Origin of the sequence: Streptomyces sp. NPDC021212 (genome assembly GCF_044332925.1) — a bacterium.
Taxonomy (GTDB): Bacteria; Actinomycetota; Actinomycetes; order Streptomycetales; family Streptomycetaceae; genus Streptomyces.
This window is the reverse complement of record NZ_JBIRPZ010000001.1, coordinates 95943-107639: the sequence shown is the minus strand read 5'-3', so window position 1 is coordinate 107639 and position 11697 is coordinate 95943. Positions and strand designations below refer to the sequence as shown.

General features: G+C 67.9%; 11 protein-coding genes. All 11 read right to left on the bottom strand.

Translation table 11 applies throughout. The features are described from left to right. Nucleotides 1–99: 99 nt before the first annotated feature. The 11 genes from ACH4SI_RS00550 to ACH4SI_RS00500 all read right to left on the bottom strand — a co-directional run bounded on the left by ACH4SI_RS00550 (nt 100) and on the right by ACH4SI_RS00500 (nt 11647). Entirely contained in the window at nt 100–933 is an 834-nt protein-coding gene (locus tag ACH4SI_RS00550) for a DUF427 domain-containing protein (protein WP_398290969.1), read from the bottom strand. Further along, on the bottom strand, nt 930–1130 hold the full coding sequence (locus ACH4SI_RS00545; RefSeq protein ID WP_398290967.1) for a hypothetical protein: 201 nt from the start codon (nt 1128–1130) through the stop codon (nt 930–932). The genes ACH4SI_RS00550 and ACH4SI_RS00545 overlap by 4 nt, the downstream gene beginning before the upstream one ends. A gap of 1662 nt (nt 1131–2792) precedes the next feature. Beyond that, nucleotides 2793–4337, bottom strand: coding sequence for an NCS1 family nucleobase:cation symporter-1 (locus tag ACH4SI_RS00540; RefSeq protein WP_398290965.1), 1545 nt, complete (start codon nt 4335–4337; stop codon nt 2793–2795). A gap of 969 nt (nt 4338–5306) precedes the next feature. Next, nucleotides 5307–6071, bottom strand: a complete 765-nt coding sequence (locus ACH4SI_RS00535; RefSeq protein ID WP_398290963.1) for a 2-keto-4-pentenoate hydratase — start codon at nt 6069–6071, stop codon at nt 5307–5309. Further along, the gene (locus tag ACH4SI_RS00530) at nt 6068–6856 is read right to left on the bottom strand and encodes a 2-keto-4-pentenoate hydratase (RefSeq protein WP_398290961.1); all 789 of its coding nucleotides are present in this window, start codon (nt 6854–6856) and stop codon (nt 6068–6070) included. The genes ACH4SI_RS00535 and ACH4SI_RS00530 overlap by 4 nt, the downstream gene beginning before the upstream one ends. Next, nucleotides 6853–7884 (bottom strand): 4-hydroxy-2-oxovalerate aldolase, encoded by a 1032-nt coding sequence (dmpG, locus tag ACH4SI_RS00525; protein ID WP_398290959.1) that lies wholly within the window; start codon nt 7882–7884, stop codon nt 6853–6855. Before dmpG ends, ACH4SI_RS00530 begins: the two co-directional genes overlap by 4 nt. Then, on the bottom strand, nt 7881–8786 hold the full coding sequence (locus ACH4SI_RS00520; protein ID WP_398290957.1) for an acetaldehyde dehydrogenase (acetylating): 906 nt from the start codon (nt 8784–8786) through the stop codon (nt 7881–7883). Before ACH4SI_RS00520 ends, dmpG begins: the two co-directional genes overlap by 4 nt. A 10-nt stretch (nt 8787–8796) precedes the next feature. After that, complete coding sequence (locus tag ACH4SI_RS00515) at nt 8797–9696, bottom strand: shikimate dehydrogenase (protein ID WP_398290955.1); 900 nt, start codon at nt 9694–9696, stop codon at nt 8797–8799. Continuing rightward, the gene (locus ACH4SI_RS00510; protein WP_398290953.1) at nt 9693–9839 is read right to left on the bottom strand and encodes a hypothetical protein; all 147 of its coding nucleotides are present in this window, start codon (nt 9837–9839) and stop codon (nt 9693–9695) included. Before ACH4SI_RS00510 ends, ACH4SI_RS00515 begins: the two co-directional genes overlap by 4 nt. After that, nucleotides 9836–10291, bottom strand: coding sequence for a type II 3-dehydroquinate dehydratase (gene aroQ, locus ACH4SI_RS00505; RefSeq protein WP_398290951.1), 456 nt, complete (start codon nt 10289–10291; stop codon nt 9836–9838). The genes ACH4SI_RS00510 and aroQ overlap by 4 nt, the downstream gene beginning before the upstream one ends. A 9-nt stretch (nt 10292–10300) precedes the next feature. Then, nucleotides 10301–11647 (bottom strand): MFS transporter, encoded by a 1347-nt coding sequence (locus ACH4SI_RS00500; RefSeq protein ID WP_398290949.1) that lies wholly within the window; start codon nt 11645–11647, stop codon nt 10301–10303. Between the last annotated feature and the right edge of the window lie 50 nt (nt 11648–11697).

The following is an 11697-nucleotide window of genomic DNA, read 5'->3' as shown; positions in this document are numbered from 1 at the left end:
GGGTTCTGCGAGTGGAACTGACGGAGCGTCACGTTTATTGCCGGGACACGCGGATGGGCCCTGGGCAGCGGCCCAGAGCCCTTCCGGGCAGGAGGTGTTCTACGCCTGGCGGTGTTCCGTCTCCCAGTTCGCCCTGCTGATCGGGTCGGGCCGGGGAAGTGCCCTGCCATCCAGATAGAGGTCGACCTTCTCGTTGTAGAAGGCGACCAGCCCCGCGATGGGGGACACCTGGCAGGTCGGGAAGTCATAGGCCCACGCGAGGTCCGGATGGGTGGCGGTGTCGGTCCGGACCGACCAGTAGCCGCTCGTCATGCCCTTGTAAGGACAGCTCGTGACGGTCTCGGTGGGTACCATGCGCGTCCAGTCCAGATGCACCCGGTCCAGGTAGTAGCGCGTGGGGAGCCCCGTCTCCAGCACCATCACCGCGCTCGGGGCGTCGGCGAGCACGACGCCGTCCAGCTCGACGCGTACGGCACGGCCCGACCGGAGCGCGTCGACGCGGGTGTACGGGCTCCTGGGGTGGACGAAGACCTGCTCGTCCTCCTCGAACCAGGCGTCGAGGGCCTCCCAACGGAAGCTGACATGGCCCACGATGCCGGAGGGCGCGTCCTCGCCCCACTCCCAGGCCGCGCCGGGGCGGGTGAGCGAGCCCAGCTGGAGGGTCTGGCGGCGCGCTCCGCCGACCTTCAGCGCCATGCTCCGGCCCTCGTCGGCCAGCGCCCCCTCGACGATGTCGCCGCGAGGCACGCAGTACTGCGGATAGCCGGGCCAGAGCCACACATAGCGCGCCCGCACGGTGTCGAAGATGGGACGCCCGGCCACGAAGCCACGGATGCGGCGCGGTACGGGCTCCACATGCCCGACCGGAACGATCATCGAGGGGAAGTCCGGCGCGTTCGGTGGGTGGGGCGTGTCCGGTGTGCGCTGTGTCATGCCTCTTCCAGTGCCTCTCCGAACTCGCGCAGCGCCTTCCCGTGCTGGCTGTGGGCCAGCCCGTGCCCGATCGCTATGGCCGCCGCGACCGGCCATTCGATGATCCCGATGGCGGCGATAACGCCGAGCCCGGCGAGGAAGCAGAGCTGCTCCTCCGACGGCAGCTCCATCCGCCGCCCATCGATCTCGACGGTCACCGAATGGCGCGCGCACACGACCTCGGCCGCGGCGCGGGGACCGCGGGGGCGTTTCCTCGCGGCCGGAGCCGATGCCTGCCCCCGGGAGGATGCGCCGGCGCGAGGGGCTGTCTTGGTCGGTCTGGTCATTGCTTCGATCCGTTCAGATCCGCTCATCGGCCTAGGACGGACATCCGCGCGATCACTCTTCCACCGTAAGCCCACCTCCCGGGCTGATGCGCGTTGCGGGGGCGGCTCGGGCGGCGAGGTCAGACCTGATCGTTCCGTGGTGGAGTGCGCAGCAGGTGCCGGGTGCGGCGGATGACGTCGAGCTGAGCGGGGTCTCGCCTGCCTGACCGACTCCTCCAGAGCAAGGTAAGGTAAGGCTGACATAAGAAATCCGCGGCTCCCCAGACCTGGACACCTACTGGCGTCGTCACATCAGGCTGTCGTGATTGCGGCGCTGCCCTTGCCGGAAACCTCATCCCTCCTGGTGGGAGCCGGTGCATCGAGCTTCCCGAAATCTGGCCGCAGTCGCTCGAGTTGGCGCTCTCGCGCAGCTGCCGTCAGCGCCCCATGATGATCGATCGTGCTGCTGCGACTGGCTTACCCGGGTGTGTCGAACGCGTTCGCGATGCTGCGCCTGCCGCCGATGACCGACCGGGACACGGAGGCGGGGATCCTCGCCCTGCGCCACCAGATCACCGTACTGGAACGCCAACTCGGCAAGGGCAAGATCCGGTTCACGCCGAGCGATCGCGTTCCTGGCGGCGCTGCTGCACCGGCTGCCCCTGCACGTCCTGCGACAGTTACGGCTGCTCGTACGCCCCGACACGATACTGCGTTGGCACCGCCCCCTCATCGCGCGCCGCCATGCCGCCTCCTGCCGACCCAAACGCCCGGGACCGCCACGCACAGTGCGCTCCATCCGCGTCCTGGTACTTCGCTTGGCGAAGGAGAACCCGAGCTGCGGGTGCAGACGCCTGCACGGGGAACTGCTCGTGCCGGGTGTGAAGGTGGGCGCGTCCACCGTCTGGGAGATCTTGAAGGAGGCCGGCATCGGCGGATGAAGTATTCGGAAAGCACAACGTCGGCAGACGGCAGGTGGTCGTCCTCGCTGAGGCTGTATGCATCGTCGGGGGTCCTGGGGGCCATCGGACCGGCTGGACTGTAGTGAGCATCGAGCCCGGTCCGGCCGGTGTTCTGCCGCTGGCAGAACAGCGCGGGTATCCCTTTGACATACGGCGGGGGCCCACAAGAACCGTCACAAACCCCGCCTCCACGGCAGCGCTATCGGATCACCTGCCCGGGCCACCGTGGAAGATCACCGTGTTCGTGAGTCGTCAGGCGCGACGGGTGTGCCGCGGGAGGCAGCGATGGCCAGACGCCGGTGCCAGCCGCGGCCGCTCGATCTGCCGACGAAGCACAGCGGCCTCATGACGAAGCACGAGGATCTCAGCATTGTTCGCGGCGGTCGACCGGCCCAGCAAGACCGCGACGAGCACACTGCCCGCTGGCCCTCCCGGCCCGGCTCCAAGGTGATCGGTGAGGAGGATTCCTCTGCTGCTCATAGCCATTCGTTCAGGCTTGCGACCAGCACGGTGCCCTCGTAGCGGACGGCCGAGAAGGACCAGATGTCGGGCTACGGGCGCCCCTGTCCACCGGTCAGGGGCGCCCGTGGCGTCAACCCGCCGCCGGCTCCGCGCGGGCGGCGCCTCCACGCATGAGCAGATAGTGCAGCGCGGCGCCGAGAGCCGCGCCGAAGATCCACGCGTACCCGGTCAGGCCCTTCAGTTCAGGCGCCCATACGGTGGAGATGGAGAAGATCGCGGCGAGCCCGAACGCGGCCAGTGCCCGGAGGTTCCATCCCTTGCTGTAGTAGTAGGCGGTACCGGGTTCAGCCGAGAACAGGTCCTCTAGATTGAGCTGCCGCTTCCGGATCAGGTAGTAGTCGATCACCAGGATCCCGTAGAACGGGGCGAGCAGAGCGCTCAGGGTCTCGACGAATTTCGCGATTCCCAGGTGGCTGATGACCGGGAGCCACAACGCACCGACGACGAACGCGGCCGTCGCCGTGATGACCCCGCCGGCGCGGGCGGTGATGATGTCGGGGTTCGTGTTGGACAGGTCGTAGGCGGGCGGGATGAAGTTCGCGACCATGTTGATCCCGACCGTGGCGGCGAAGAAGGTCAGCGCCGCGACGACCGTCAGCCAGGTGTTGTCGACATGCTTCACGATGTCGGTGGGGTCGGTCAGCGGCTTCCCGTACAGGACTCCCGTGCCCGCGGTGATGACCAGTGTCAGAAACGAGAAGAACGCGAGGCTGACCGGCAGCCCCCAGAGGTTCCCCCGCTTCATCTGCCGCTCGGTCTTGACGAACCGGGAGAAGTCACCATAGTTAATGATCACTGCGGCGAAGTAGGCCACCATCGTGCCGACCACGCTCACGAACGCCGAGACCGGTGCGCCGCCATCATCACCGTTTCCGGCGAAGACGTTCCCGAGCTCGGGCAGCAGTCGGTTCCCCGCATGGATCCAGATCATCACCACCAGCGCCACCATGACCAGGTACACCGCGGGAGCGGCCCAGTTGAGGTAGCGGGTTACCCATTCGATACCCCGGAGGAAGAGTCCTAGCTGAAACACCACCACGATGAAATAGGAGATCCAGGCGACAGAGCTCAGGCCGAGGAAGTCCCCGCCATCCGGCTCCGTGTACCCGGTGAGCGCGGTGATCAGCAGCGTGATCGCCGTGGAGGCGAAGTAGGTCTGCACGCCGTACCAGAAGATGGCGACGACGGCCCGCACCAGTGCGGGGAACTGTGCACCGCGCACGCCCATGCTCACCCGGGCCATGACCGGGTAAGGGATGCCGTACTTGACGCTCGCCTTCCCCGTCAGGTTCACCAGCAGCATCACGATCACCCCGGCGAGGATGACGCCCGCGAACGTCCACCAGCCGTTCAGGCCGGAGGTCGTGAACAGCGTGGCGGCCAGGGTGTAGCCGAAGAGGCTGTGAAGGTCGCTCGACCAGACGTTGAAAATCTCGAATGCGCCCCACTTACGTTTCTCGTAGGGCAATGGGGCAAGGTCGTCGTTGTACAGCGTGGGGTCGGGTCGGGTGACAGCGAAAGGATCACGATCCGTTGCGGACGGTGCGTGACCGGTAGGGCGAACAACGTTGTGGAACGAGGCTGGCACGTCGGTCGGAGACTCGTCGTGACTCACGAACTCTCCCGGAAGGGGGCAGGGCTGTCTGGAAAGATAATGATGCAGGGGTTGCGGATTCAGAGATCGGATTCGACCATCAGGTACGAACGAAGGTCAATACTCCTGGCGCTTCTGGTAAGCCATCGTAACCGAAGAGTCTCTCCCGGCAGCTTCACAGTTTTCGTCGACAAAACGGAAATCAATGCCCAACGGCACGGTATGGGAAGACTGTTCGGCTATGGCGCGGTAGCGGTGCCGACGAGGTGGCTGCCGCGACTGACCGTGTGGGTTGGCAAGCTCCGGGACCACTTGGATCCGGAGTAGCCCCTGCTGAAAGCCAAGGAACTCGACGACAGCAAGGTCACTGTGGGCAGTTCCTCGACGCTCCCTCAGAGGGCGTCCATGTGGGACCTGGGCCGTAAAGCGGCTTTTATGAGCGTCTGACTTTGCCCCTGTTTGGCCGTCATGCGAGTTTCCTCGCCCCTCCCCCGATCGGAGTTCGCCATCCCTTTCACTCTCTTCTGTTGCTGGAGTTCGTCTGGCTTTGAAGATGTACCAGAATTGTCCAATAGGTAGCGGAACGGCACCTTCCGCCCTCCCCGTGTCAACGCTACGGCGTGAGCCGGCGGAAGCCGTACCTCAGCGACCTTATGGGTGCCGGGAATTATGTCCTTCCGATGGCTTGCCCTGCTCGCCCGCTCAAATCCGACGAAAGACGCAGAGATCTCGATGCTTCGGCATCAACTCGCCGAGCGGGCCACCGAAGGGGGAACGTGTGAGCGCCACCACCCTGTAAACGAGAAGGCCCGGTTCTCTGCGATGGCTCGCAGAGAACCGGGCTTTCGTCGTTTCCGGGCACAAGACGGCGTGGCGGGCCGCTGGACGGACTGCTACTGGACGTGACCTCGCTGGACAGACGAACAGATCAGACTCTGAACCGACCGGAGGCTGGGCCCGCGCCGTGCTCGCCCTGCTTGCGGCGTTGGGTCACCGGCAGCCCAGCTCTACTGAGCCGAGGCGATCGATGGTCGCGGTGACGACGTCCCCGGGCCTGACCGGGACGGCGGCGGTGAGTCCGCCGGAGAGCACGATCTGCCCGGCGGCCAGCCCTTCGTCCTCGGCGGCGAGCTGCCGGACGAGCCAGGCGACCGCGGCTGCCGGGTGGCCCAGCGACGCCGCTCCGGAGGCGGTCGCGACCACCTCACCGTTCTTCTCCAGGAGGACGCCCACCAGGCGCAGGTCGATCCCGGACGTCGAGACCGGCACCCCGACGACGAACCGGCTCGCCGAGGTGTTGTCCGCGACAACGTCGGCCATGGTGAAGCCGTAGTCCACGAATCGGGAGTCGAGAACCTCGATACCGACGGCGACCCCCGACGACGCGGCGACGACATCGGCTGCGGTGACGTGCGGGCCTTTGAGGTCCCGACCCAGAGTGAACACGATCTCCGGCTCGCAGCGAGGCTGGATGAGTACCGAGGTGTCCAGTGGCTCGCCGAGGTCCACTTCCCCCGTGGCCGGCAGGAAGCCGTAGATCGGGCTGTCCACTCCGACCTGGGCTTGCTTGGCACGTGAGGTGACGCCGAGCTTCCAGCCGGCGATCTGTCCGGTCGCGGACCGTAGCTCGCGCTGCACCCGATAGCCGGTGGGGATGTCGAGGTCGGGGAACTCGTCGGTCAGCTTGGTAATGGCGGTACGATCCGCAACGGCCTTGCTCAGCCGGGCGGCCAACTCGCTTACGTTCACGCTCATGAGACCCTCACCGTCACCGGGCCCAGCCGGTCGAACTCGGCCCGGAACACGTCGCCCGGGTTCATGGGAAGGGCCGCGTGCAGCGCGCCCGTCAGAATCAGGTGCCCAGGCTCCAGGGCAACCCCGTGCTCGCCCAGGGTGTTCGCCAGCCACGCGACGACGGCGACCGGGTCTCCCAGCGCGGCGGCGCCGGCGCCCGTGTCGACCAATTCGCCGTTGCGGGTCAGAACCATCCCGGCCAGCCGGGGATCCCAGCTGTTCGGACCGTCGTCGAGCGGCACGATGCGACTGGAGGTGGCCATGGCGCCGTTCGACGCCAGGTCGGCGACGGTGTCGGCGAGTTTGATCCGCCAGTCCGCGATCCTGGAGTCGATGATCTCCATCCCGGCCACGGCACCCGCGATGGCGGCCCGGGCCTGGATGACGGTGACACCCGGGCCCTCGAGCCGGTCGCCCAGAACGAAGACGATCTCGGCCTCGACCTTGGGTGCGACGAACGCGTCGAGCGGGACCACGTCCCCGTCGCGGTAGAGGGTGGAGGCCAGAACCGGTCCGTAATCGGGAGTGTCGATGCCGAGCGCCTTCTGCATCGGGGCAGCGGTGAGCCCGACTTTGTGCCCCACGACCCGATCGCCGTCGGCGAGCAGGAGTTGCACAAGCTCCTGCTGGATGGCGTAGCCGTCGTCCATGCCGAGATCGGGTTCGGCGTCGGTGAACGGCGGGATCGCGGTACGGGTGCGCCGGGCCTCGTAGAGGGCGTGGGCCTTGGCCGTCGTATCGGTCATGTGGTCTGCTCCTCGGCCAGCGTGATGGCGATGTCGATGATCATGTCCTCCTGGCCACCGACGTAGCCGCGCTCGCCGCAGCGGCGCAAGATGGCGTGCGCGGGGACCTTGTACCGCTCGGCTGCGCGCTCGGCGTGCAGCAGGAAGCTTGAGTAGACCCCTGCCCAGCCCTGCACGATCGCGTTGCGGTCCATCTTCGGCCACCGGCTCAGGTACGGCCGGACGACCTCTTCGGCAGCGTCGAGCAGCAGCCCGGCGTCGAGCCCGGTCGCGACGCCGAGCCGGTCGAACACCGCCCCGAGCACCTCGGTGGGGGAGTTTCCCGCGCCGGCACCGAGCGCGCACAGTGAGCCGTCGATGTAGCGGACGCCGGCCTGGTGCGCGATCACGGAGTTGGCGACGCCCAAACTCATGTTCTGATGACCGTGGTAACCGACCCAGGCCTCGTCACCGACCTCGGCGACCAGGGCCTCGAAGCGAGCGCGCGCGTCGTCCATGAGCAGAGCGCCGGCGGAGTCGGTGACGTACGGTGCCTGGCATCCGGCGTCGACCATGATCCGGGCCTGCTTCGCCAGGTTCTCCGGGTCGGTCTTGTGGGCCATCATCAGGAACCCGGCGGTCTCCATGCCCAGCTCCCGGGCCACGGCGAAATGCTGCGGGGAGACGTCGGCCTCGGTGCAGTGGGTGGCCACGCGGACCATCTCGGCGCCGGCGTCGTGGGCACGTTTGAGGTCGTCGACCGTGCCGATGCCGGGGACCAGCAGGACGGCGATCTTCGCCCGGCGGGCCTCCTCGCGGGCAGCCTTGATCAGGCTCATCTCGTCGGTGCCGGAGAAACCGTAGTTGAATGAGGAACCGCCGACGCCGTCACCGTGGCTGACCTCGATCCACTCCATCCCGGCGGCGTCCAGCGCGCGGACCGTGTCGCGGACCTGGGTTTCGGTGAAGCGGTGCGCCACGGCGTGGCTGCCGTCGCGCAAGGTGGTGTCGATGATGCGGACGTCGTCGCGCAGCACGGGGCGGGTCATGCGGAGACCTCCAGCTTGGCGCGGGCCATCAGCTCGCCGATCCGGGCAGCCGCGGCGGTCATGATGTCGAGGTTCCCGGCGAAGGGCGGCAGGTAGTCGCCGTTGCCCTTCACCTCGAGGAACACCGCGACCCGGGCGTGCCCGCCCCAGGCCTCGGTCGGCTCGTCGAACTGGGGCTCGGCACGCAGCGTGTAGCCGGGCACGTATTCCTGGACCGCGGCGACCATCTCGTGGACCGAGGCGGTGATCGCTGCTCGGTCGGCGTCGTCGCCGATCATGCAGAACACGGTGTCCCGCATGATCATCGGCGGCTCGACCGGGTTGAGGATGATGATCGCCTTGCCACGGGTCGCGCCACCGACTTCGGCCACGGCCTGCCCGGTGGTATGCGTGAACTCGTCGATGTTCGCACGGGTGCCCGCACCCGCCGAGCGGGACGCGATGGATGCGACGATCTCCGCATAGGGCACCGGTGTGATCCGGGAGACGGCGTGCACGATCGGGATGGTGGCCTGGCCGCCGCAAGTGATCATCGAGATGTTGGGCGACGCGATGTGGTCAGCGCCGTTGACGGCCGGCGCGACCATGGGGCCCAGGTGCGCCGGGGTGAGGTCGACAGCCTGGATGCCCGCTTCCGCGTAGCGCGGGGCGCTGGCGGCGTGGGCCTTGGCCGAGGTTGCCTCGAACACGATCTGCGGGAGCGGGTCCTGTCGGAGCAGCCAGTCCACCCCTTCCGCGCTGGCCTCGATGCCGCGGGCGCGGGCGCGGGCCAGACCGTCGGACTCGACGATGCCCACGACATACCGGACGTCGATCACCTGGCTGTGGGCGAGCTTCGCCAGCAGGTCGGTGCCTATGTTCCCGGGGCCGACTATGGCCGCCGGGATCTTCTGCTGCCCCATGGTGGGACCGTCACATCCTCTCGATCGGGTGGGGGGAGAACGCCCCGCTCAGCGGAGCGCGGGAGACTTCAGGGGCGACGAGTTCGCGCAGGTGGGCGTACATCCGCGAGGGATCCGGCTCCAGGCCGGTGAACAGCCGGAAGGCATCGGCGGCCTGGTGGGCGTTCATCCGGCCGCCGTCGAGGCAGACCGCGCCCGCCTCGGCGGCGGCCGCGAGCAGAGCGGTGTGGAGCGGCCGGAACACGATCTCGGCGACCCAGAGGTCGGGCCGCAGGCAGTTGCCGGGCACTGCCTGGCCGGGGTGATCAGCCATCCCGACCGGGGTTGCGTGCACGACCCCGTGCGCGTGTCCGAGCAGCGTCGGGAGCTCGGTGAGTCTGCCACCGCGGACCCGGTACGGGTCGAGGTCGGCGGCGAGGCGAGCCGCCCGGTCCGGGTCGGCGTCGACGACGTCGAGTCGCTCAGTACCCAGGTCGAGCAGCGCGTAGGCTGCCGCGGCGCCCGCCCCGCCCGCGCCGACGAGGACGACCCGGCCCAGCGGGGCGCCCGCGAGCCCGTCGACGAGGCCGCGCCGGAAGCCGGTCCAGTCGGTGTTGTGGCCCGCGAAGCCGTCCTCACCGATGACCACGGTGTTCACCGCGCCGATCGCTGCCGCATCAGGGGACAGGGTGTCCAGGTGCGCGAGGACCAGCTGTTTGCAGGGATGGGTGATGTTGAGGCCCCGGTAGCCGGCATCCCTGGCTCGCAGCAGCAGGTCGCCGACATCACCCGGAGAGGCCCCCAGGGCGTGGAGGTCCCACAGGTCGTAGCGCAGCTCAAGGCCGAGGACTGTAGCCTCCCGCTCGTGCATCGCAGGGGACAACGAGAACCCGATCCCGCTGCCGATCAGGCCCGTCAGCAAAGTCGTCACGATTCCCCCTCGGGGTCGGCCGAGGCGAGCACGGGCTCGATGTCGTCGACGCCCATCAGGTCGACACCGGGGATCGCCTGAAGCGCGGCAGCGTGGTCGACGGCGATCCCGGTTCCGATGATGCCGGTCCGCAGCGCGCTCATAGGGCGTCCTTCCGTACGAGGGCACGGTCCAGCGCCTCGACCCCGTAGACGTAGCCCTGGATCCCGGCTCCGACGAAGACTGCCTCGGCGATGTCGGAGACGTAGGAGCGGTGCCGGAACGCCTCGCGCTTGTGCACGTTGGTGATGTGCACCTCGGCGATGAGCAGTTCGGAGGCGAGCAGCGCGTCACGCAATGCCACGGACGTGTGGGTGAACGCACCCGGGTTGATCACGACGCCGTCCGTGCCCCCGCGCGCCTCGTGGAGCCGGTCGACAAGCGCGCCCTCCCAATTGCTTTGCAGGAAGTCGGCTTTGTATCCGAGCGCCTCCGCGCGTTGCGCGGTGATCCGCTCGACGTCGGCGAGGGTGTCGGCACCGTAGAGGGCGGGCTCACGGGTCCCGAGCATGTTCAGGTTCGGGCCGTTCAGGATCAGCAGGCGGCCGTGCCGCATGGAGGCTCCTCACATGGTGGTGGTCACGCGGGCTGCGGGGGCTGCCGCGGTCGCCCGCGGAATGCGTCCCAGCTGTTGCAACGGCACGTGGGCGGTCTCGCGGCCTGCGAAGGCCGCCGCCGCGGCGAGCACGCAGAGCAGGGCGAGCAGGATCGCGAGCGGAACCCAGCCGAACGCACCCGTGCCGACCATGAGCGCGGCGATGGTGGGGAAGAAGCCCTGGGGCACGTTTGCGAACTGGGTCGAGACCGCCAAACCGGTGTAGCGGACCCGGGCATCGAACATCTCCGCGTACAGCGACGGCCAGACGCCGTTCGGCGCGGCGTAGCACACCGAGCCCAGCAGGACCGAGGCGAGCACGACGAGTGACCAGTTCGAGGTCGTGATGGCCCAGAAGTAGACGAACACCGACGCGGCGCAGCCCAGGGCGCCCACGGCGAACACCGGGCGGCGGCCGATCTTGTCCGACAGCTTGGCCCACAACGGGATCGTGACGACTTGGCCGATGTTGGAGATCACGATCGTCCACAGCATCGAAGAGCGCGAGATGTTCCACTGCTCCACCGCGTACCCCAGGCCGAACACGGTCACGGTGCTGGAGATCGTGGCGTAGAGGTGGCAGACGACGATCCGAAGGAACGAGCCCCAGTAGTGGCGAATGAAGACCATCAGCGGGAACTTGACGACCTCCTGGCTCTCCTTCATCTCCTCGAAGGCGGGCGGCTCCTCCAGCGTGCGACGCACGATCATCGCGACGATCACCACGATCGCGCTGGCCCAGAACGGCACCCGCCAGCCCCAGGAATAGAGGGCCTCGGTCGGCAGGGCCGCGACCGGGATGAAGGCCAGTGTCGCCACGACCTGCCCGGCCTGGGTCCCGGAGAGAGTGAAGCTGGTGAAGTAGCCGCGCCTGCCCTCGGGAGAATGCTCGAGGGTCATCGAGCTCGCGCCGCTCTGCTCGCCCGCGGCGGAGAACCCCTGCGCCACACGGCACAGCACCAGCAGGATCGGTGCCCAGACGCCGATGACGGAGTAGCTGGGAAGGCAGCCGATCAGGAAGGTCGAACCGCCCATGGTGGACAGCGTGAAGATCAGGACGCGCTTGCGGCCGATCCGGTCGCCGAAGTGGCCGAGGAAGAACGAGCCGATCGGCCGGGCGATGTAGGCGACCGCGAAGGTCGCCAGCGCGGCCAGCATGCCGGTGGCCGCGCTGGCGTCAGGGAAGAACACATGGCTGAAGACCAGCGCCGACGCCGATCCGTAAATGAAGAAGTCGTAATACTCGACCATGCTGCCCAGGAAAGAGGCGAGCGCGGCCTTCCGGGGCGTTTGGCCCGTTGTCTTCGTATGGGACACGAGACACTTCCTTGTGTCAGGTTCGAGCTGGATTTTGCGACAGATTCACG

Excerpts from the sequence above, each read along its gene's own strand:
- ACH4SI_RS00530 (WP_398290961.1), bottom strand. The coding sequence starts at position 6,856 with ATGACCGATACGACGGCCAAGGCCCACGCCCTCTACGAGGCCCGGCGC.
- ACH4SI_RS00535 (WP_398290963.1), bottom strand. The coding sequence starts at position 6,071 with ATGAGCGTGAACGTAAGCGAGTTGGCCGCCCGGCTGAGCAAGGCCGTT.
- ACH4SI_RS00510 (WP_398290953.1), bottom strand. The coding sequence starts at position 9,839 with ATGAGCGCGCTGCGGACCGGCATCATCGGAACCGGGATCGCCGTCGAC.
- dmpG (WP_398290959.1), bottom strand. The coding sequence starts at position 7,884 with ATGACCCGCCCCGTGCTGCGCGACGACGTCCGCATCATCGACACCACC.
- ACH4SI_RS00550 (WP_398290969.1), bottom strand. The coding sequence starts at position 933 with ATGACACAGCGCACACCGGACACGCCCCACCCACCGAACGCGCCGGAC.
- ACH4SI_RS00520 (WP_398290957.1), bottom strand. The coding sequence starts at position 8,786 with ATGGGGCAGCAGAAGATCCCGGCGGCCATAGTCGGCCCCGGGAACATA.
- aroQ (WP_398290951.1), bottom strand. The coding sequence starts at position 10,291 with ATGCGGCACGGCCGCCTGCTGATCCTGAACGGCCCGAACCTGAACATG.